Annotated in this window: 18 protein-coding genes and 3 pseudogenes; 13 read left to right on the top strand and 8 right to left on the bottom strand. The window is 60.0% G+C overall.

Annotated features, from left to right (window positions below):
* Both LQ956_RS07410 and LQ956_RS15100 read right to left on the bottom strand, forming a co-directional pair.
* The coding region (locus LQ956_RS07410) for an RHS repeat-associated core domain-containing protein (RefSeq protein WP_238629687.1) at positions 1-1911 on the bottom strand (1911 nt) is incomplete at its 3' end.
* A gap of 306 nt (positions 1912-2217) precedes the next feature.
* Positions 2218-2580 carry a hypothetical protein gene (locus tag LQ956_RS15100; protein WP_430733403.1) on the bottom strand — a complete coding sequence of 121 codons (363 nt, stop codon included), beginning with the start codon at positions 2578-2580 and terminating at the stop codon, positions 2218-2220.
* 75 nt (positions 2581-2655) lie between these two features.
* Here LQ956_RS15100 and LQ956_RS15095 point away from each other — a divergent pair, with 75 nt between their 5' ends.
* The 5 genes from LQ956_RS15095 (at position 2656) to LQ956_RS07375 (ending at position 8462) form a co-directional block, all read left to right on the top strand.
* Entirely contained in the window at positions 2656-3321 is a 666-nt protein-coding gene (locus LQ956_RS15095; RefSeq protein WP_430733402.1) for an RHS repeat-associated core domain-containing protein, read from the top strand.
* Between the two features lie 97 nt (positions 3322-3418).
* The gene (locus LQ956_RS07400) at positions 3419-4036 is read left to right on the top strand and encodes a DUF416 family protein (RefSeq protein ID WP_238629685.1); all 618 of its coding nucleotides are present in this window, start codon (positions 3419-3421) and stop codon (positions 4034-4036) included.
* A 159-nt stretch (positions 4037-4195) separates the two neighbouring features.
* Positions 4196-6850: a hypothetical protein gene (locus LQ956_RS15000; RefSeq protein ID WP_347402217.1), complete on the top strand. Its 2655-nt coding sequence runs from the start codon at positions 4196-4198 to the stop codon at positions 6848-6850.
* Entirely contained in the window at positions 6757-7998 is a 1242-nt protein-coding gene (locus tag LQ956_RS15065) for an RHS repeat-associated core domain-containing protein (RefSeq protein WP_238629684.1), read from the top strand. The genes LQ956_RS15000 and LQ956_RS15065 overlap by 94 nt, the downstream gene beginning before the upstream one ends.
* Before the next feature lie 41 nt (positions 7999-8039).
* Positions 8040-8462: a hypothetical protein gene (locus tag LQ956_RS07375; protein WP_238629683.1), complete on the top strand. Its 423-nt coding sequence runs from the start codon at positions 8040-8042 to the stop codon at positions 8460-8462.
* A 74-nt stretch (positions 8463-8536) separates the two neighbouring features.
* Here LQ956_RS07375 and LQ956_RS07370 read toward each other — a convergent pair.
* The 3 genes and pseudogenes from LQ956_RS07370 to LQ956_RS07360 form a co-directional block, all read right to left on the bottom strand.
* Positions 8537-9421, bottom strand: a pseudogene (locus tag LQ956_RS07370) (IS3 family transposase); the annotation flags it as partial.
* A complete protein-coding gene (locus LQ956_RS07365) occupies positions 9422-10786 on the bottom strand; it encodes an IS110 family RNA-guided transposase (protein WP_238629682.1) in 1365 nt (454 codons plus the stop codon). It abuts the pseudogene before it with no gap.
* 67 nt (positions 10787-10853) lie between these two features.
* Positions 10854-11312, bottom strand: a complete 459-nt coding sequence (locus tag LQ956_RS07360) for a transposase (protein WP_238629681.1) — start codon at positions 11310-11312, stop codon at positions 10854-10856.
* Positions 11313-11400: 88 nt separating this feature from the next.
* Here LQ956_RS07360 and LQ956_RS15090 point away from each other — a divergent pair.
* Positions 11401-12387: pseudogene (locus tag LQ956_RS15090) on the top strand (IS701 family transposase); the annotation flags it as partial.
* Between the two features lie 31 nt (positions 12388-12418).
* On the opposite strand, the gene LQ956_RS07345 reads toward LQ956_RS15090, so the two are convergent.
* Complete coding sequence (locus LQ956_RS07345) at positions 12419-14575, bottom strand: recombinase family protein (protein ID WP_238629679.1); 2157 nt, start codon at positions 14573-14575, stop codon at positions 12419-12421.
* Between the two features lie 280 nt (positions 14576-14855).
* Between LQ956_RS07345 and LQ956_RS07340 the strand changes: the two genes are divergently transcribed.
* The 7 genes and pseudogenes from LQ956_RS07340 to LQ956_RS07315 all read left to right on the top strand — a co-directional run bounded on the left by LQ956_RS07340 (position 14856) and on the right by LQ956_RS07315 (position 19169).
* A complete protein-coding gene (locus tag LQ956_RS07340; protein ID WP_238629678.1) occupies positions 14856-15131 on the top strand; it encodes a hypothetical protein in 276 nt (91 codons plus the stop codon).
* A gap of 93 nt (positions 15132-15224) precedes the next feature.
* Entirely contained in the window at positions 15225-16103 is an 879-nt protein-coding gene (locus LQ956_RS07335) for a restriction endonuclease subunit S (RefSeq protein WP_238629677.1), read from the top strand.
* A 54-nt stretch (positions 16104-16157) separates the two neighbouring features.
* Positions 16158-16454: pseudogene (locus tag LQ956_RS07330) on the top strand (MerR family DNA-binding transcriptional regulator); the annotation flags it as partial.
* An 8-nt stretch (positions 16455-16462) separates the two neighbouring features.
* Positions 16463-17830, top strand: a complete 1368-nt coding sequence (locus tag LQ956_RS07325) for an RNA-guided endonuclease TnpB family protein (RefSeq protein WP_238629676.1) — start codon at positions 16463-16465, stop codon at positions 17828-17830.
* 45 nt (positions 17831-17875) lie between these two features.
* Positions 17876-18010, top strand: coding sequence for a hypothetical protein (locus LQ956_RS14950; protein WP_255722033.1), 135 nt, complete (start codon positions 17876-17878; stop codon positions 18008-18010).
* Positions 18011-18050: 40 nt separating this feature from the next.
* A complete protein-coding gene (locus LQ956_RS07320; protein WP_238629675.1) occupies positions 18051-18887 on the top strand; it encodes a Fic family protein in 837 nt (278 codons plus the stop codon).
* An 87-nt stretch (positions 18888-18974) separates the two neighbouring features.
* Positions 18975-19169 carry a hypothetical protein gene (locus tag LQ956_RS07315; RefSeq protein WP_238629674.1) on the top strand — a complete coding sequence of 65 codons (195 nt, stop codon included), beginning with the start codon at positions 18975-18977 and terminating at the stop codon, positions 19167-19169.
* A 61-nt stretch (positions 19170-19230) separates the two neighbouring features.
* On the opposite strand, the gene LQ956_RS07310 is transcribed toward LQ956_RS07315, so the two are convergent.
* Together LQ956_RS07310 and LQ956_RS07305 are read right to left on the bottom strand one after the other, a co-directional pair.
* Entirely contained in the window at positions 19231-20637 is a 1407-nt protein-coding gene (locus tag LQ956_RS07310) for an alanine/glycine:cation symporter family protein (RefSeq protein ID WP_238629673.1), read from the bottom strand.
* A 119-nt stretch (positions 20638-20756) separates the two neighbouring features.
* Positions 20757-21719 carry a hydrolase gene (locus tag LQ956_RS07305; RefSeq protein WP_238621425.1) on the bottom strand — a complete coding sequence of 321 codons (963 nt, stop codon included), beginning with the start codon at positions 21717-21719 and terminating at the stop codon, positions 20757-20759.
* Between the last annotated feature and the right edge of the window lie 13 nt (positions 21720-21732).

The following is a 21732-nucleotide window of genomic DNA, read 5'->3' as shown; positions in this document are numbered from 1 at the left end:
ATACAGAGCACCATACTGGCGGACGTGTTTCGACCAGCTTCCCTGCGTGGTCAAGTCAAGCCACATCCCAGAGCCATTCCAAGATACGTCGGGGCCACCGCGTGCGCGCCCCACACCAGTGAATGCGTTGTGAGCCTGGGAACTCAGACTGCCGCTCTGCGTAAGGGCCTGACCCACTGCATCATGATAAAGCGTGCCTTGGCGCGCTGCCGAACTGACAGTAGGCGCCGTACTGGTAACCTTATGGGCAACATTCGCGGTAGCGATCGTGTCAGTGCCGATGTTAACCGAGGTTCGTAGCGAATTCCCCGCACGCAGTGATTTGAGACCTGCACTCGCACCGGCCGGCAGGAAAGGCACGGCTGTTGCAGCTGTATCGTACACCAAGCCCACCGTATCAAGAGCAGCCCAGCCCCAATTCCCACTACTGACATTGCCCGCAAGTGAAGCAGCTCCAATTCCGATGTTCGCAACATCCCAAGCAGTTTCCACCCAAAGTCCGCTGGGATCTCTGCCATTAATCGGATCATTCCCCACATACGCATACAGGTTCAGATCATCCCGCGTACCAATCGGGTCGGTCTGCAGGAACCTCCCCAGCGCCGGTGAGTAAAACCGTGCCTTGTAGTAGTAGAGGTTGAGCCCCCCGAGGTACTGCTGCCCGGTGTAGCGAAAGCGCACGCCGGTGGTGACGTTGGGCTCGCCGTACGGGCCGTAGCTGTAGATCGCCATGCTGTTGCCTGCCGCATTCGCCTGGCCGACGATGCTGCCCAGGTGGTCCGCGTACAGCCATCGCTTGTTCGTCGTGGTGGTACCTTCGTACCACACCAGCGGCTCGTCGATGCCCGGGCCGTGCACGTAGCGGCGCAGCAAGGCTCCCGTGCTGTTGTACTCGGCCACGAGATCCACACCGTCGTAGGCGAGGTCGGTGGTGGTGCCCGCGAGCACGGTGCGGCGCAGCCGTCCTTCGGCGTCGTAGGCAAGGGTTGCGCTGTAGCCGCTCCTGTTGGCGGTTTTGAGCTTGTTGTCGGTATCGAACGTGTAGGTCCAGATGCCATCACCGGTCAGATTGCCCTGGGCGTCGTGGGTGATGGTGGCCCCGGCGGCCGTGGTGTATTGGTTCAGGCGGTTGCTGGTGTAGTTCTTGGTGCCGTTGGCGTAGCCCGCCCACTGGTAGAGGTTGTTGGTCCAGCTCTGGCCGACGATCTCCTGCACCTGGTTGCGGGTGTAGCTATAGGTGAGATCCTGCGCGCTGCCGGTGAGGTTGTGAGCGAGGCTGGCGAGGGTGCCTTGCGGGCTGTAGCCATAGCTCGTGGTGGTGCCGTTGCTTAAGCTAACGGTGGTGCGCCGGGAGAGGTCGTCGTAGGCGTAGGTGGCAAGGTTGGTGGTGCCCAGCTCCTTGATGGCGGTCGGGCGGTTCATGGCATCGTACGTGGTGGTGACGTAGAACGCAGTCTCCGGCCAGGTGAGCCGGGTGCGGTTGCCCGCGGCATCATAGGTGTAGTGCTCGTAGTCGGTGGTGGACGAGGTGTTGGCGGTGCTGAGGTGCGGGTAGCTCAGCCTCACCTGCCGGTCGTGGCCGTCGTATTCATAGGTCGTGCGATTGCCTTTGGCGTCGGTGAGGGTCACCGGCAGGCCGTTGGTGCTGTAGGTGTATGTTGCGTACGTCTGCGCGAGCGCGGTGCCGACCGCGCGATTGACGCTGTGCACGCTGTCGTCGGCGTTGTACGCCGTCTCGGTGATGCGGTTGCCGCCCTCGCCCGCGGGCAGGTTCTCGGTGACGCGGATCAAGCGGTCGAGGTCGTCGTAGGCGTAGTCGGTGACCGCTACGGGGGCGGCGGCACTCGGGCACGTGGTGGCCGCGGCGGTGACGGCCGGGCCCCACGCTTTGAGCAGTTTGCCGGTGGCCAACTCTCGGGCACGCTTACGTGCTCGACCGGCATCGGTTGCTCCCTTTGCGGTAACTATTGAAACTCTGTTGGCAACTGCTTTAACTGCTCCTCCAAAGTCCAGTTGGCGGGCATCGCTTCCGCTTCATTCCACTGTGCTCCTGACTTGATCCATTGCTCTCTGAACGCGCGTGAACCACTGACGGTGGCATCCTGATACCCATGCTCGACGCCGCAGCAGGGGCAGTAGTCATATAGCGGAGTCCGTCCATCTTCGCCCCAAGGTGGGGTCTCAGATCGGTATCCGCACACACGACAAACAAAGTGATCATTGGGCATTGAAGTAGTCCAAGTTCGTCGGATATCCGTGCTTCGCCGGATCGGGTTTGAAAAACGTGCGTGGCGCGCCTGTCTTGTCCATTACCCCGAAGGCATTCGTCGCGGGATCGAATCGCACCACATCGCCATTTGCTCGGGTTTTCGATAGAACTCCGGCCGTCGGGTTGTGCAAGAAATGTTCTGCTTTACGCACGTAGTCGACTGCATTCTTGGCGCCAAAATCGGCACCGTGATCCTTGAAGTGCCTGAAAGCGTTCTCAGCAACAGATTGCGATCTGGTTGACGTCCAGAGGGCTCTCTTCGCGGCATCATAGATTACATCACCCGCGCGCCCAAGCCCACGCAGTCCCACGATTCCAACGCTTACTCCAAATCCCATCTCTCCAAGAGGTTCCTGCAGACCGACCCGATTGGTACGGCAGATGACTTGAATCTGTATGCGTATGTGGGGAATAATCCGATTAATGCGACGGACCCGAGCGGGGAGTTTGTAAACGTTCTGGTTGGTGGTGGAGCGAGCGTGTTGATGGGAGGTGCGATCCGGTATATCAGTTCCGGCGGAAACTGGGACGCCGTATTCGACGCCAAAGCAATTGCAGTTGATGCCGCGCTGGGCGCAGTTGGTGCCGGCTTGGCAAGCAAGGCAACTGCGCTGTATCAGAGCGCTCGTTCCGCTGGCTTGGCGAATCAGGCAAACCGAGTTCACGGGGTCCTGGATCCTATCGCGCAAGGGCGTAGGACGACAGCGGTACTCAGCACATCCGAAGGCCGGATAGTTGCCGGTGGCGCCCGAGACTTGACGCCTGCACAACGGGAAGTCGCGCGGAGCCTTGGCTTAGATACGGCGAAACAAGCGGGTGTCCACGCCGAAGTAACCGCGATTCAGCAAGCTCAGCAACAGGGGGCCAAGCTAACTGCAATGGAGACCACTCGAACTATTTGCCCCTCTTGTACAGCGTTTATCGGAGCCACTGGTGGGCAGATATCTGGCACATCAGTAGTGTGGCCGGGCAGTACTTTGGGTCAATCCTTCGTTGGAGGCGCGACTGTGGGCGGCACTTGGAATCTTCTGAGTGGGGTAGGCAAGAAGTGAGCGAGAGCCAGGGTGTCCCGTTGATGTCGAGTGAGCTGACATCGCGCATGATCGCTCTTGCACTAATGAAGATGATCGCTATGCGCAATGCTTCTGTATGTCGCCGCTGACCTTCAACGATATCGCTCACAAGATAACTGCCGGAGGCGTTGACTCTTGGGGTGTTGCCGCTTGTGTGGCCGCTTGTGCCGGACGGCTTTTGCCAGAGTTCGAAAGGTTTTCCCGGCGGCGACTAGTCGAGCAACGGCAGTCAATGCCTATTGGCGAGCTGTTGAACTACATCTGGGTATGCGTTGTGTCTCGGCGCGTTGACAGAGAAGGCGCATTGGCGGCGTTGCGTAGCTGCGAGGAGCAGATACCAGACGAGAGTGCGGCCGATGTGGTTGGTTGCCCATACGCCGAGGATGCTGCTGCGGCAGTCGCGTACTGTTTGAGGTTCTTGCTCTCGGCAGAGCGCCAGGATGCCGTATGGGCTGCGCAGCGCGCGTATGAGGCGACCGACAACTATGTGATTCGGCAGTTCAATATCGATGCGTCAAGCGTCGATGGTGAGCGAGAGGTTCTTGGTAGCCCAACAGTGCAACGGGAACTTGGCCGACAACTTCGAGACTTGCTGGAAGTTGAAGCTATTGGGGGCGATCTTGGCAAATACGGCCCAACTTGTACGATGCTGCGCGATAGAGCGGCCAAAGAGGCAGCTAGTGTTTTCACGTAACAGTGAAGTCGGGGTCGTCTTGCCTCTTGCTTAAGCCGCTCGACGGCCTCACGCGGGCCTTGGGGTCATGTCCTACTTTTGCCCCCGAGGTCTCCTTGCTGCTGCCCTTGTCCTCGGGGTTGACAGCAGAAAAGGGGCCAGGATCGAATATCGACGTCGGTGGTTAACTCCCGCACGCAGGACGGCCCGCTCGGCCGTGGCTGGACGCACAGCCTGGCGGCGAGCGCCACGGTGGGCTCGGATGGGTTCCAAAGCATGGGCGAGGACTCGGCGCTGGACGCGGTGCCCACGCTGGTCGAGAAGCTCGTCGCGCTCGACCTGCTCACCGATGCAGCCAAGCCGCTGGACAAGATGGTGATCGCCACGCTGGGCCAGCGCTGGTTTGGTGACCAGATCATCAACAACACGGTCATTGTAAAGCAGGGCCTGAACGGCGAAGTGTTCGTCAAACTGCCCGATGGCAGCTACAACCCACCCCCGGGCAACGCCGCGCGGCTCACCAAGCACACTGACGGCACCTACCGCTACGAGACGGTCAACCGGGCGCTCCTCGTCTTCAACAGCGCGGGCAGGCTCGCGACCTTCACCCACCCCAGCGGCATACAGGCCAAGTTCACCTACAGCGGAGCCAAACTCACCCAGGTGAGAAACAGCCTTGGCCGGGTGCTGAACTTCACCTACACGGGCGGGCGCATCAGCGCGGTCGGTGACGGCACGCGCAGCATCAGCTACGCCTATGACGGCAGCGGCAACCTTACCGGCTACACCGACGCCACCGCCAAGATCACCACCTACCAGTACGACCTGCCGGGGCGGATGACGAAGTTCTTCTACCCGAGCAACCCGACGATCGCGTTTGCCACCAACGTCTACGACACCCTGGGTCGGGTGCAGACCCAGACCAATGCCGCGGGCAAGCTCTACACCTACTACTTTGCCGGTTCGCGCTCCGAGGAAGTCGGCCCGGGCGGCGTCAGCAATGCGTCCTACTTCGACGCCTTCGGCAGACAACTCAAATCGATCAACCCGCTCGGGCGCGTCACCACCAACACCTACGACGGCCACGGGCGCCTCACCCGCAAGGTGTTCCCCGAAGGTAACGCCGTTGAGTACACCTACCACGACGCCCCGTGCGCGGCTGCGCAAAAGCGCTGCACCCACAACATCAGCCAGGTGCGCCAACTCGCCAAACCCGGCTCGGGCCTGGCGACACTGACCAGCAGCTTCACCTACGAGAGCGCCTTCAACAAGGTCGCCAGCGCCACCGACCCGCGCGGCAAGACCACCACCTACACCTACACCGCGCAAGGCAACCCGCTCGCGGTCACGGCCCCGGCGGACCCCGCGGGGGTGCAGCCGCAGACCACCTACGGCTACACCGCGTTTACCGCCAGCGGCTACCCGACCTTCTACCTGCAGACGTCGCAGACGAGCAAGATCAACGCCAGCAGCACGGTGGTGACCACCACCGCCTACAATGCGGCCAACAAATACGTGCCGCAAACCGTTGTCGTGGATTCGGGCAGCGGCAAACTCAACCTCACCACCGCCTTCACCTTTGACGCCGTAGGTAACCTCACCCAGGTCAACGGCCCGCGCACCGACGTCACCGATACCACCACACACGCGTTCGACGCCCAGCGCCGGGTCACGCAGACCACCAACGCCCTGGGCAAGCAGACCCGCTTCGCCTTCGACGCCGATGGCCGTGTGATCCGCACGGCGGCGCAAATCGGCAGTCAGTGGCTGGTCAGCTGCAACACCTACACCGCCACCGGCAAGGTGCTCAAGTCCTGGGGCCCCGGGGTCACCGCCGCGGCCACCACCTGCCCGAGTGCCGCCGCTCCGGTCGCGGTCACCGACTACGCCTACGACAACCTCGACCGACTCATCCGCGTCACCGAGAACCTGCCCACCGCCCAAGGTGGCAACCGCATCACCGAGACGGTGTACAACGCCGACAACAGCGTCAAGCAAGTCAAACGTGCCGTGGGCACCGCACTGGCGCAGACCTACGCGACCTACACCTACAGCACCAACGGCCTGCCGGTCACCCTCACCGATGCCAAAGGCAATCGCACCACCTACCAGTACGATGGTCACGACCGGCAGGTGAGGCTGCGCTACCCGCACCCCACCACCGCCAACACCTCGTCCACCACCGACTACGAGCACTACACCTTTGATGCCGCAGGCAACCTCACCAGCCACCGTAAGCGCAACGGCCAGACCGTCACGCTCGCCTACGACAATCTGAACCGCCTCACCGCCCGCAGCTACCCCACCAGCGCCGACAACGTCGCCTTCACCTACGACCTGCTGGGCCGCCGTACCCAGGCCAAGTACGCCAACAACAGCCACACCGTCAGCTACGTGTGGGACGCGGCCGGGCGCATGACCAGCACCACCGCAGGCACCAAGGTGCTCGCCTACCAGTACGACCCGGCCGGCAACCGCACCCGGCTCACCTGGCCCGAGGGTGGCTTCTACGTCACCACCACGTACGATGCCATGAACCGCCCCACGGCCATCAAGGAGCTGGGCACCACCAACCTTGCCACCTACGCCTACGACGACCTCTCCCGGCGCACCACCGTCACCTTGGGCAAAACGGCACCACCACGAGCTATGGCTACAGCCCGCAAGGCGCGCTCGCGAGCCTCGCTCACAACCTCACCGGCAGCGCGCAGGATCTCACCTATAGCTACACCCGCAACCAGGTGCAGGAGATCGTCGGCCAGAGCTGGACCAACAACCTCTACCAGTGGGCGGGCTACGCCAACGGCACCAAGAACTACACCAGCAACCGCCTGAACCAATACACCACGGCAGCCGGTGCCACCATCACCTACGACGCCCAGGGCAACCTGACCGGTGACGGCATCTGGACCTACACGTTCGATACCGACAACAAGCTCAAAACCGCTAACAAGAGCGGCTACAGCGCCACCCTCGCCTATGACGCCGAAGGACGGCTGCGTCGCACCGTGCTCGCGGGCACTACCACCGACCTTGCCTACGACGGCGTGGACCTGGTGGCCGAATACAACAGCGCGGGAGCCTTGCTGCGCCGCTACGTGCACGGCCCGGGCATCGACGAGCCGCTGGTGTGGTACGAAGGTACCACCACGACGAACAAGCGATGGCTGTACGCCGACCACCTGGGCAGCATCGTCGGCCAGGCGAATGCGGCGGGCAACAGCATGGCGATCTACAGCTACGGCCCCTACGGCGAGCCCAACGTCACCACCGGCGTGCGCTTTCGCTACACCGGGCAGCAGTACCTCGGGGGGCTGAATCTCTACTACTACAAGGCACGCTTTTACTCGCCGGCGCTGGGGAGGTTCCTGCAGACCGATCCGATTGGTACGCGGGATGACCTGAATCTGTATGCGTATGTGGGGAATAATCCGGTCAACTTCAGTGATCCCACGGGGCTGGCGTCGGCTGAGATAGCGCTCATTTCGAAGAACTTCGCCAGCGGTTACTTCGATACCCGAAGCGTGATGGAGGCACCCTCGACCGCCGCCGATGTCGGCGCCGTCACCCGTAGTGTCGTCGACACCGGCGTTGAAGTGGTGGCATATGGCTTGATCGCGTTCGACATTGCCAATACCTTTACGGTGGTCGGGGCCGGGCCGGACACCGGGTTGTTGGGTGCGGCGCTGCTTGTGACGACAAGACGCGGAGGAGAAAGTGCTGCCGCAGCTGTGGGGCGTCGTGCTCACGGTAATTACGGAACAGCCCTTGGTGAAAGGTTCGATACTAAGGTTACGCTACCGAGTGGAAAAAAACCTGATGCGGTGAACTGGGGAAGACGGGAGGTTCGTGAATTGAAGCCCGATAACGCACGTGCTGTTGCTCGTGGTGAGCGTCAAGTCGAGGGGTATCGAAAGGAACTTGAAACGGTAACGGGCGAACCTTGGACATCTGTTGTTGACGTCTATCGAGCGGGAAAATAATGAAAGGGGCTGAATTCAAGAGAGGGATTCATGAGATTCTCATGAAGAAGAACTTTGCACGCTTAGGCGATCTCATGTTCACTTCTGGTGACGATGCAGTGGCCTTGGTAGGGGTTGAGAAAGGCTTTGGCGAGCAGAAATTCGTCACGGTAGGTTTTTGCATCTGTCGGATTGGAATTGAATTGCCCAGGCGTGTGGAGCTCGCACATATGTACTTTCGTCTCGAGAGACTATTTCCGCAGTACCGAGAGTGTATCCTTGCCGCGGGTGCCCTTGACGATTCCGATCAGATAGCGGCTTTTAAACAATTCCTAGGTTATCTTGAACATACTTTCGCCCCAGATATATGTGGAATGACGAGTGAGGGGGGGCTCGTTAAGGCTTATTGTGCGGGTCGCTTTGATGCGGGGCTTGTCACCAAGCAGGCAAGGGATTTTCTCGTTTCTGTGACACAGGCCTCTTAGTGCTACAGCCGTAACTGAATAAGCTACACTCTATGTGATTGATATTGTTCTGGTCAAGTCGCAGCGGACACGGATTAAGCAGCAACCGCTAAAAAATGTTGCTGTGGGGTGATGTACCCCAGGGACGAGTGGAGCCGGTCGCTGTTGTACTCCATCTCGATGTACTGAACGATGTCTTGCCGGGCCTGCTCACGGTTGAGATAACGCTGGCCAGCCAGCCACTCACTTTTCAGTGAACCAAAGAAACGATCCATGACAGCGTTATCCCAGCAGTCACCTTTCCTACTCATGGAGGCCACCATCTGGTACTTCTCCAAGCGCTCTCGGTACACACGCGATGCGTACTGGCTACCCCTATCGCTATGGTGGGTCAGGCCCGAGGGTGGCTGACGGCGCCCCACAGCCATCTCCAGTGCCGATAGTGCCAGATCAGCCCGCAAGTGATCGCCCATTGCCCAGCCCACCACTTGCCGGTCGTACAGATCCAGGATCGCAGCAAGATACAGCCAGCCCTGCAGTGTCCACACGGCAGTGATATCCGCCACCCAAACATGATTGGGTTCCGACACCTGGAAACACCGCTCCAATCGATTCGGCGCCACCGGGTACCCATGGTTGCTATCCGTGGTGGCCCGCCAACGTCGCCGCTGCCGAGCTTCCACTCCGGCCTCGCGCATGAGGCTGCGGGCCTGAGCGCGTCCTACAGGCTCTCCACGCCGCTGCAGCTCCTTCGCCATCCGTCGGCTCCCGTAACTGCCTCGTTTACGTTTGTGGATGCTCTTGACCATGTTCAGCCGCCGGGTTCTGTCCGGATCCGGCCCCCGTTGACACCACGCATAGTAGCCGCTGCGGCTGACCTGCATGACCCGACACAAATCCACCACTTTAAAGTTGGCCTTCTCCACCTGGATGAACTCATACCTCAGTTCGACTCTTTGGCGAAGAAGGCCGCCGCCTTCCTAAGAAACCCCCTCCAGGGGTGGTGCGGGTTCCCGTATTTCCAGCCCCAGCGCCTGAGCGCGCCGGCGCAGGTTATGGACCACGCGCTCGCGATAGTGCTGTTCGTAGTAATCGGCGCCAGGATCGACATAGTCCATGCCGTGGCGAAGCGCGTTGTAGAATAGCGTGGCGATCTTGCGTGCAGTTGCGGTCACCGCCTTTGCTTTTCCTACACGGGATGCCAGGCGACGATAAAAGGCCCCGAGTGCGGTATCGGTGCGCGACAATGTGGTAGCGGCCAGCCGTAGAATTGCGGCCGCTCGGCTGGAAGACCTCCGAGTTCGTGAGGACAGTACCCTTCCACCGGAAATCTTGGTGCCTGGAGAAAGACACAACCAAGATGTGAAATGCTTGGCGGTCGGCCAGCGTGTCATGTCCGTGCCGCACTCCGCGATCAGCTTCAATGATACATAGGGGCCAAGCCCGTGGATCTGGGTCAGATCGAGTCCCAGCGCTCGGTAGAGCGCGGCACGAACATCGAATGTGGGGGAGTTGGGGGCCTTGGTCTTGTGGCGTGCTTTGGGCAGTGGCGCCTGTGGCGACTGCCCGGGAACTTCCAACGCCGTCAATGCGACCTCAATGCGTTGATCGCATTGCTGCACTTGCCGTTGATAGAAGTCGTACAACTCCACGGACTGGGTCAGGCTGAATAAGTGTTCAGGCCGATAATGTCCCGTGAGCGCTTGGGTGATCTTTTCCACCGATGCCTTACAGCGGGGATCGCGATGGCCCGCAAGAACGAGCGGATCCTGCTCCCCAGCGATGATCGCACGAATGATGCACATGCCGGTGACCCCGGTGATGTCCGTCACCACGTGATGCAATTGCACGTTCATCTGCATCAGCGCCTTCTGCATGTGCTGGATGTGTGCACTGCAGTAATCCAGCAGTCGTTCCCGCTGGCGCAGGTACGTGCGTAGGACCGCGATCTCAGCACTCGGCTGGAAACTCGCACGCAGGAGCCCGAACTGATGCAGCTTCTGGAGCCACTGGGCGTCGTTCACGTCGCTTTTGCGACCGGGAACATTGCGCGCCTCGCGCGCATTCGTGAGGATCACGTCAAACCCTCGCGCCTCAAGAATCTCAAATACCGGAATCCAGTAGACCCCAGTCGATTCTAGAGCCACGGTCCGAATGCGATGCTCACGCAGCCAATCGGCCAGAGCCAGCAAATCCTGTGTAAAGCTCGGAAACGAGCGCACCGTCTCAGGACCGCGATCGGGAGGAATGGCCACGACGTGGAACTCTGCCCCGATATCGATGCCTGCCGCATCCGGATGCACCACCGAGAATTGTTGGGAACGTTTTTTCTTGGACCTGTTCATGCAGACCTCCGCTTCGGGTCAAGAACGAGTGCGCCGAAAGCGGGGAGTGCGGAGAAAAAGCACCTTCCTAAACGGGATCACGAAGTCGTGTCACCAATGCAGGGTCCGCAACAATCCCCGGACCATGTTTTTTTACGGGGTCAAACCACCAATGGGCAGACGGCCGCTGCTTTCGACCCGAACAGGTTGGCAACCCACTCGGCTCAATGCAACTGCGTGCCGGGGTTTCTGTGCATAGGGGAACGGCAGCCGTGGCTGCGGCTCGGAGGTTTTTTAATATTTCCTTTTCCATCCGTAGTTTACGGTTCTCTTCCCTAAGTCGTTCCAACTCCTCGGCCTGGCCCTCCTGTTGGTCATGCTGGGGAGATTGCCGCTCACGTTCCTTGCGCAGCCACCGATCCAACAGGCTGCGATTGATTCCCAGAGACCGGGCAGCTTCGGCCACCCCATATCCCTGGCGCTCAACCAATGCCACTGCCTCAGCCTTGAATTCCGCCGTGTATCGACGTCGTGCCTTCTTGCTCATGAACACCTCCGATGCATAGCCTACGAGGCTTAACGGGGTGTCCGCTACAATTGAACCACTTCATATTCCAGCGATCACAAGGTGAAGGATGCAAACGCAGGATCTTTCTGTCTCAGCCTTGTTCGATGGCCTGGCGGAACGTTTAGGCCCGCTTTTTCCACGTGCGGAAACGCGCGATCGTGCACTATGTTACGTTCAGGGCTTGCTCAGTCAGTGCGAACGAAAGAATAGCTGGCACCTCGCCGAATGGCTCGGAGATAAATCCCCAGATGGGGTGCAGCACCTGTTGGATCGTGCCTGCTGAGATGCGGATGCGGCACGTGATGTTCTCCGCCAGTGGGTCATCGATACGCTGGGCTCCCCTGAAGGTGTTCTGGTCCTGGACGAGACGGGCTTTGTCAAGAAAGGGCAGCATTCTGCTGGCGTGCAACGTCAGTATAGTGGCACCGCCGGTCGTATCGAGAACAGTCAGATTGGGGTCTTTCTTCTCTACGCTAGTCCGGCAGGGCATGCTTTCCTGGATCGCGCCCTCTACTTGCCCAAGTCCTGGACACAGGATCGAGAACGTTGTCGGCGTGCTGGGATCCCCGATGATGTCGACTTTGCCAGCAAGCCGGAGCTTGCCCGCAGGATGCTGGAGCGTGTGCTGGACCAGGGGATACCGGCTTCCTGGGTGACGGGCGATAGCGTCTATGGTGGCAACCGTAGCCTGCGTCTCTGGCTGGAAGATCGATCGTAACCCTTTGTTTTAGAAGTCGCTTGTAACGAACCTTTATGGTGGAAGAGCTTCGATTGCACGCGAGCTGACGAGATCGCGGCGGCACTTCCGGAGGATCAATGGCAGATGTTGTCTGCCGGTTCGGGCAGCAAGGGGGAGCGCTGGTATGACTGGGCATTGACGCCCCTGGCAAGACTGCAGCCTACAGAAGAGGCACGCCGCTGGGGGCACTATCTTCTGATCCGGCGAAGCCTCTCGAAACCGGATGAATTGGCCTATTACGTGGTCCATGCCCCTAAAGACTGGGTATCTGTCGAGACGCTGGTTTGGGTCACAGGTCAGCGTTGGAAAATCGAGATTTACCAGCCATGCTGCCTCCGTAAAAGGATCATGTGGGTCCACCGTTGGATTCATCGGACGGGGATTCGGGGTCTTTTATCCACTCATGAGGCGCGTTGCGGAGCGCGCGCAGGCGCTCAATCTCAGGCTCGTTGGCCCAAATCAACCATTGGTGACGACCCGCACGGATGACTTGTCGAGCCTGCACCCAGCCTTTGCGTATCCAGCTGAATAATGTGACCGGTGGCATTTCCAGGATAAAGGCCAGTTCGGTTATGGGCCACTCATCCGCCCCGCGTTCGGGCCAGGGGGTGGGTTTGGCGGGAGAATGGCCGGCCCGGACACCTTCACGGATGAGCAAATTGGCCACCATGGGGCCATTGAAAGTCTCGCGCCGCTTCGCGGGGCGCCAGCCCTCGGCGTTGAGCTGTTCGGCGATCTGCCGGCAGCGGTGCCCGGCCTGATTCAGTTCCAGCATGCGGGCGACGAGCTGGGGGTAGTAACTCAGTTGCTCCAAACGCGCCACCGGACGCACCAGGAGGGTGTGGGTACGATGCCCGCCGACCCAGTGGATCTCCACTGTGACCCGCTCGCTGTCATCAATCACGGTGGCAATGACCCGCTCAATGAGCGCCCGAACAATACTCTGGCGGTCCGCATTGGTGGTGGTAGAAGCCCGCCAGAGCGCCGGGATGTCGGCGGCAAGTTGGCGAATACGGTCGCGCTCAGCCGCCGATAAAGTGGCAGGCTCGCTGGCACGCATGCGTTCATAGTCGGCCTTGATCTGCGCTTCGGTGGTGAGGGCGGCCTCCCACTGCTTTTCTAGTGTACGGGCGACCAGACGATGCTCCGGCTCCACCGCCTGGTACTGGCGCTCGGCCCGCTCGACCTCGTAACGCGCACGTTCGAGGCGTCGATTCCAGTCAGCATGATGGCGCGCCCGTTCGCCTTCCAGATCCGCTGCCACCTGCATGCTGATCTCCAGGGCCGCAGGTTCCAGGGCCTCCAGAACCAAACGGGCGATGAGGGCATCAATCGGTTTTCCAGCCAGCGTTTGACAGGACGGCCCAGCATAATCCGTCGCCTCTCGACAGCAACTGTAGCGCAAGCGCGTTCCGCCATTGGAGTATTGGGGAGCCATACTCAAACCGCAATGTCCGCAGATCAGGCGCCCCGACAGCAGCGATACTCCGTGGCGCACCCACCCTCCGGCCTGGGCGGTGTTGGCGGCCATCTGTGCGATATTGGCCTCATACTGCGACCAACTGATGTAGGCAGGCAGGTGGTCCTTGATCAGAACCTTCCAATCCTCCATGGCAGCCACGGTCCGCCCGGTGCCGGGCCGACCAGGTTGGCATCGGCGCGGGTCAGTTGGATGCCGCCCATACGCGTAGGCGCCCGCATAGGTGGGGTTATGCAGCAGATTGCTCAGGGTGACCCGGTTGGGACGGCGCCACTGCAGTTGTCCGGTCTGAGGTCCAGTGCGGATACGATAGGGGAGCGCCAGTTGGTGAGTGACCAGATATTGCAAGACCCCGTTGATTGTGCGACACCGCGCAAATTGCTCAAAGACGGTCGCGATGGCCGCTTGGGCCTGAGCGTCCGGGTCCTTGATGACCGTTCCACCGAGGTCTCTCATGTAGCCCATCGGCAATGCGAATTTGAGCTCACCACGCCGGGCCTTGGCCTTTCTGCCCTCGGACATCCGCTGTTTCAGGATATGCAACTCGGCTTCCGACATGGTTCCCTTCAATCCCAGCAACAGCCGATCATTGTAGGTCTGTGGATCATACAGCCCATCAGCATCACCGATAAGGGTAGAGAATAGCGCGCAAACTTCCAGCAGTTGGTACCAGTCGCGCGAACTGCGTGCCAGACGGGAGACCTCGATACCCAGGACAATGCCGACATGATCAAGGCCGACTTCGGTCATCAACCGTTGGAAACCAGGCCTTCCCTCGGCGTGGGCTCCAGAGCGCCCCAGGTCCTCGTCAATCATCAATACCTGATCGGGCGCCCAACCCAGTTCAACAGCACGATCCGCGAGCGCGTACTGCAGTCGTGTCGACTCCTGATGACGCTCAACCTGTTGCAGCGTCGACTGGCGAATGTAAATGGCCACCATGCGCTTGCGGTGGGTCGGCTGAATCTTGCCCGCAAACGGGCCGAGCCCGGGCGACGAACTCACGGGGTGGTCGGTGATCATGTGCTGGCTCCTCGGGTGGTGTTTCCCGGAGCCGGCGCTCCACCAGTTGACTGAGCAGCGCAATCAAGGGCTCCTGCCGCTCCCGTGGCAGGTGACTCCAGTCGATTGGAGTCCTCCGGGTCACGCCGCTGATCCAGCCATCGTGCCAACCCCAACAACGCTTTAACATCAAGTATTGACGGCGTTTCTGGGGTTGTCAAAAATGCTTCTATGGCGGTCTTTTTGATGGGGTATCGAGGAGGATTTCAGATCGAGCAAAAACGAGCACTATGGGCTTGGCGTGAATCGTTCCCGCTCCCGCTCCGCGCAACGATTTGATGTGCTGTTGTTGATTGCCGCCCTGGCCAGTTTCGCGGCCTGGTTGGTAGGTCTGGCGGCAGAGCATGAGGGACGCCACCGTCATTATCAGCCGAACACCGCCAAGCGACGGGTGTTATCCCATTTTTTCCTGGGCTTGAGGGTGTTACGGCGAGAATCAGCCAACATCCTCGACGACACCTTACAGCGCATCAGATCGGCCATACGAACCGTGTTTGCCGCCGGGATTCCTGCATGAATTCGTGGGGATATCCCAGACCCTAACCTCGAACCCGGCTACTATCGCCATCTTTTTAAGAGCAGTGCTTTTATCTCTGAACTTCAGGCTTCTGTGGTCGGGATTAGGGAGGGCAAGAACATTAGCTTTGTTGAGCTTTCGCATTCGCGCATACCTATACCACCTCTCCCCGAGCAACACGCCATCGCCGCATTCCCTGATGAAAAATGCACCAAGATCGACGAGGCGGTGCAGATCAAGGAAGCGCAGATCGCCCTGTTGCAAGAGCGGCGGCAGATTTTGATCCAACAGGCCGTCACCCGTGGCCTGAACCCCGACGCCCCCATGAAGGACAGCGGCATCGACTGGCTTGGTCAAATTCCGGCGCATTGGGAGGTGAAGAGGCTCGCCTCTTTTGGGAAATTTTCAAAAGGTGGTGGCTTTTCGAAATCCGACTTTAATAAAACTGGGACTGATGCAGTTTTATACGGTGACATCTATACGCAATATGATTTTGTAATTGACAGGCCAGTGCGGACAATTTCAACGGCCGTTGCAAGTCAATCGGTTGCTATTTACCAGGGTGATTTACTTTTTAATGGCTCAGGAGAAACAAGAGAAGATATAGGGAGGTGTGTGCTGTTCCGAGGTGTCGAAAAGGCGGTTTCTGATGGGGATTTCATCATTTTCAGACAAATAGAGAATGATCCACTATTCTTAAGTTTTTGCTTGAACTCTAATGGATTTGTCGAGAAGAAAGCCCAATCATCTAAGGGTGAGATTATCGTACACACCTATGCGTCAGCATTAAAGAATATTTTCATTCCATTACCGCCCGTGGATGAGCAATCAAGAATTGCAAAATTTATCTGGGATGGCATCGAGAAAATCAAGGACGCCATCACCATCAAACAATCCCAAATCACCACCCTCAAGGAATACAAAACCTGCCTGATCAACGCCGCCGTCACCGGCAAAATCAAGGTGGTGTAAGGAGAAATTAACAGTTGCTTGATTTATTATCAAAGCAATCTATAATTGCTCATTATGAGTAGCAGATACAGCATAGGTGAGTTTGCCAAGCGCATTGGGCGGTCAGTACAGACCGTGCGGCGTTGGGAGCGGGAGGGGAAGTTGCAGGCCAAGCGCCTGCCCTCTGGGCATCGGTATTTCGATGAGTCCGATGTTCGCCTGATGCTGGGCGGGGCACCCAAGACGCGCGATGTGGTGGTGTATTGCCGGGTCTCCAGCGCTGGGCAAAAAGACGATCTTGCCTCCCAGGCCAAAGCACTGGAAACCTACTGCCTGAGCGCGGGGATCGCGGTGGATGAGTGGGTGAAGGACGCCTGCGAATGAAGGTCACGCGGATTCTGCATGCCAAGCGCCCGAACCAGGGCAAGGTCGCTGCCTTACGCGAGCAAGCGCGCAGGCTTGGGCAGGTGCGCTCCGAGGTCTGGCAGCGGTTTGGGTCTGTCGGAGGTGTGGGCGTGTCGGATCGCCAGATTCGTGACCAATGGCTGAAGGACAAGCGCGTTTTTCCTGTCTCGGCCAATGCCTGGAAAGAGACTCTGCGCGATGCCAAGGGCGACATCACCGCTTGCATGGAAGCCGCCAAGGTCAAGGCGCGCCGCTGCATCTGGTGCCACACCCAAGACAAGACCGAGCAAAAGCGCCTGTTCACCGCGCTCAAGGCCAACGACTGGACGAGCGACGCTTATCTGCGCCGGATCATGCGCAAGCACTGGCATCATGGCCACAACCATACTCACAACCAGATCATCGTCCGGTCGGACAACTACACCACCTTTCACCTTGGCGGGCGCACCTGGATCAAGATTCCCGGCCTCGTCAAAGGCCAGCGTATCGCTATCCCGCTCAATACGACTGTCGCGCCCACTGGCATGCTGCGGATCATCATCACTGATGATGACCACATCGAAGTCCACTACGCCGTTGAAGTCGAGTCCAAAAAGGACTGCGGCGAGCGCACCATCGGCGTCGATAAAGGCTACTCCGAAGTCCTGGTGGACTCCGACGGCGACCACCACGGTCAGGAACTCGGCCAGGTGCTGACCGAGCAATCCGACCGGCTCAAGATCAAATACCAGCGTCGCGCCAAACTGCGCGCGCTGGCCAATAACACGCGCAACCCGCGCAAGCGTGAGCACATCCGCCACTTCAACCTCGGGCGCAAAAAACTCAACCGCCAGATGGACAAAACCCGTGCGCGTATTGGCGACATCGTCTTTCAGTCGGTTCACAAGGTCGTCGACAAAGCCGCCGTGATTGCGGCGGAAGACCTCACAGCCCCGATGGCGGGCAAGTCCTTCGGCAAGAACATCAATCGCAGGCTTGCAGCCTGGACGAAAGGTGTCATTGCCGAAGCGCTTGATAGCGTTTCGAGCCGCAGAGGTTCTGCGGTCGTTCTGGTCAATCCTGCCTACACATCGCAAATGGATTCCCGTAACGGATGCCTGTTGGGTAAACGCCAAGGGGATCGGTTTCACTGTTTCGACGGGGTTGTGTTGCAGGCGGACCAGAATGCTGCGCAAAACGTGCTGGCAAGATTGTCCGACCCGGACATCGAGCGGTTCACGCCGTATCCAACGGTGAAGGCGATCTTGCAAGCACGGACTGAGTGCCTCCGGTTGGGACTGCTCAACCAGGACTCCAGTTGCTCGCCCGGATCAAACCGGGTGCTATCAACGGAGAGCGAATGACCAAAAAACCACCATGAGCAATTTTGTTTAGGTTTTTAAGAACAGTTGGAACTGTACAAGCTCTTTGCTTCAGATCCCGCTTTCAAGGCGGCGTGGAGTCAGAACATCGAAAAGGTGCTGAGCAAAAACTGGGATAAAGGGCACGGTGTTAATCTGGCCCTGGAAAAGGAGTGCCGCTGATGTACGAAAAAAATATATCGGCCACCCGACCTCTAAACCGATGACGATGCCCAGGCTGAAAGCCCTCGATGGACTCGACCGCGATCTGCAACAGTCGTTGCTGAGGCAGATCCGCGACCTGTGGACCCATACCTCCACCGCGCTGGAGGGCAACACCCTCACCCTGGGTGAAACCAAATTCGTCATCGAGGAAGGGCTGACGGTTTCCGGCAAGCCGTTGAAGGATCACCAGGAGGTGATGGGGCATGCGCGAGCCATCGAGCTGATCTACCAGGGGCTGGGCGGAACAGTCACCGAGTCGCACCTTTTCACGCTGCATCGGGCGGTGCAGTCGGAAACCGTGACGGACATCTATAAGCCTTTTGGAACGTGGAAGGTGGAGCCGAACGGGACCTATGCCGTCACCGATGAGGGACGCCAGACATTCATCGAATATGCCTCACCCGAAGACGTGCCCGCGCTGATGACCGAGTGGCTGGCCGAGCTCAATCGGCTTGCCGCTGAACCATTGAGCGAGACGGACGCCGTCGATGCCTACGCCCGGCTGCATCTTGGGTTTGTCCATGTGCATCCGTTCTGGGATGGCAACGGGCGCATGGCCCGCCTGTTGAGCAACATCCCCGTGTTGCGCTCCGGCCACCTGCCGGTGGTGATCGACGTGCGCGACCGCAAGGCGTACATCGACATCCTGGCCCAATACCAACTGGCCAGCGGTCAGCTCACCGCCAAAACCGGTGTTTGGCCCACCGAGGCCCAGGAGGCGCCCTTCCGGGCATTCTGTCAGCGCTCGTACCAAGCGACACGGCACTTGGTCGAACAGGCGAGCGAGCACCAGGCGAGGCGCAATCGCAGGCATAACGGTGGGGATGCGGAATGACTGCACAGGACCCTGCGTCAGCGCAAGGATGTCCGGGGCCGGATCTGGTAGGGTGACGGCCGCCATCGGAACAAGAGGGTCTATGTCGTGCGTATCGGTATTGGAATCCTGGTCTTTCTTGCCGGCCTGGCCGGCATCTTCTACGCCCTGCCCAGGGTGCCTCCGGAACTGGGCATGTTCGGGGTGCTGTGGCAGCTCTCTCCTTACCTGGGGGTCATGATCCTGGGTCTGGGCATCTTTGCCTACGGCCGCAGCGAGGATGCCCCCATCGAGCGTCAGTAAGGGATCAAAACCCCTCTCCCCCGGGGGGGGGAGAGGGGTCAGGGGCGGGGGGCTTGCGGCTTCAGCCGGGGCCTTCCTTGTCATCCTGCCCGTTCTCTTTCTCCTTGCGCATTTCCTCCTTCTGCTCCTTGAGGTATTGCACCTTCTCCTTGGCAAGTACTCCCGCCAGCAGGAGCAGGGCGATCAGGTTGGGCGCCGCCATCAGGCCGTTGAGGGTGTCCGAGATATCCCAGATGGTGGTCAGGCCGCCGATGGCCCCCAGATACAGAAAGCCGATGAAGATGATTCGGTACGGCAGGATGACCCGTTTACCAAAAGCATACTCCCAGCTCTTTTCCCCGTAGAAGTTCCAGGTCAGCATGGTGGTGTAGGAAAACAGCACGATGGCACATAGCACCACCCAGCCACCCAGGCCCGGCAGGCCGAGGGAGAAGGCGCTGGTGGTGAGTTCGGCCCCGGTCTGTCCCGTCTGTATCACCCCCGTCACCAGGATCACCAGGGCGGTCATGGTGCAGATCACCAGGGTATCGATGAACACCTCCCACATGCCCCACAGGCCCTGGGCAAAGGGCTTGTTACGGGCCTGGGCGTGGACGATGGACGCCGAGCCCAGACCGGCCTCGTTGGAAAAGATCCCCCGGGCAATGCCGTAGCGGATGGCACCGGCCACCGTGGCGCCGGCAAAACCACCGATGGCCGAGGCCGGGGTGAAGGCACCGCTGATGATCTGTGCGAAGGCGCCGGGGATCTGGTCGTAGTAGCTGATCAGGATGCCAACGGCGCCGATCACATAGATCAGGGCCATCGTGGGCACGATGCGTTCCGCGGTCACCGCGATGCGCTTGATACCCCCCAGGGTGACAGCGCCCACCAGGAGCATGACGCCGATGCCGGTGGCCCAGTTGGGGATGCCCAGTCCGGTTTCCATGGCATGGGCCATGGTGTTGGCCTGCACCATGTTGCCGATGCCGAAGGCGGCCAGTCCCGCCAGGATGGCATAGAGTACGGCCAGCCACTTCCAGCGCTTGCCCAGGCCGTTCTCGATGTAATAGAAAACCCCGCCGGAGACCCGGCCGTCATCCTCCACGCGTCGATATTTCAGGCCCAACGTGGCTTCGGCCAGTTTGGTGGCCATGCCCACCAGAGCCACCATCCACATCCAGAAGACGGCCCCCGGCCCCCCAAGGGCGATGGCGGTGGCCACGCCGGCGATATTGCCGACGCCGATGGTGGCCGCCATGGCCGAGGACACCGCCTGGAACGGGGTGATGGCGCCCTTGTCCTGGGCGGATTTTTTACGGAACAGGGTGGCGAAGGTGCGCTGCCAGGCGAAGCGCAGATGGGTGAACTGGAAAAAACCCAGGCGGAAGGTGAGATAGAGACCGGTGCCCACCAGCAGGATCATGAAGGGCGGGCCCCAGACGACCCCATTGAGCCAGTTGTTAAAGTCGATCAAGGTCTGAAGCACTTTATTGTTCTCCTTGGGTATTCCTTCAGGGCCGTTATCGCTGCAATACCAGTCCCCGGGGCAGGTTGGCGTAGCCTGCCCCGGGACTCCATCGATCATACCCTTTGACCCGTGACGGGCTAACCCGGGGTGCTCAAAAAAATGCCCCCAAGCCAGTCTCCAATCCTGCGTTCAGGCCAGTAGCGCCCCACGCCTTCGACGAAACCCACATGACCGCCACCCCGGGTCAGTTCCAGGCGGGTGCTGGGCGAGAGTTCATCGGCCGTGGGGACTGTCCCCGGCGTCATGAACGGGTCATTGCGGGCGTGCAGGATGAGGGTAGGGCGGCGGATACCCCGCAGATAGGGTCGGGAACTGCAGCGGGTGTAGTAATCATCCACACCGGTAAAACCGTGCAAGGGAGCGGTGACGGTATCGTCGAATTCCCGGAAGGTTCGCAGCCGCTTCAGGGTGCTGCAGTTCAGGGGCATGGGCATGAGTCGGCACTTTCTCCAGGTGGAACGCTTCAGGCGCCCTACCAGATACCATTGGTAAAAGCGGGAGAGACCCTGTTCCATGCGCCGGGCCGACTGATCCAGGTCGAAGGGGACGGAGATGGCGACGGCGGCAGCCAGAGGATTGTCCGTGCCGGTTTCCCCCAGCCACTTGAGCAGGGCGTTGCCTCCCAGCGAGACACCGATGGCGGCAACGGGTCTTGCGGGATCCTGCCGCAACAGGTATTCGACCAGCCAGGCCATGTCCCCGGTGTCACCGGCAAAATAGCTGCGGGGCAGGCGATTGGGCTCGCCGCTGCAGCCCCTGAAATGCATGGTCAGGGTCTGGAACCCCTGGTCGTGCAGGCGTCGCATGAGTCCGTTGGCGTAGGGCGAACGGCTGGAACCTTCCAGCCCGTGGAACAGGATCACCCGGGGGCCGGGCTGCTCCGGCGCCCAGTCAAGATCCATGAAATCCCCATCGGGCAGCTCCAGGCGTTCCCGTCGCAGGGGGATCAGTGATCGTCGGCGCATCAGGGTGGGCGCGAGAGTCTGCAGATGGGCGCCCGGCAGCCACCAGGCCGGACGAAAGTCACCCTCAATCAGCATGGGTCCGGGATCC

Source organism: Ectothiorhodospira lacustris (assembly GCF_022227845.1).
GTDB classification, from domain to species: Bacteria; Pseudomonadota; Gammaproteobacteria; order Ectothiorhodospirales; family Ectothiorhodospiraceae; genus Ectothiorhodospira; species Ectothiorhodospira lacustris.
This window is presented reverse-complemented; position numbering and strand designations above follow the sequence as displayed.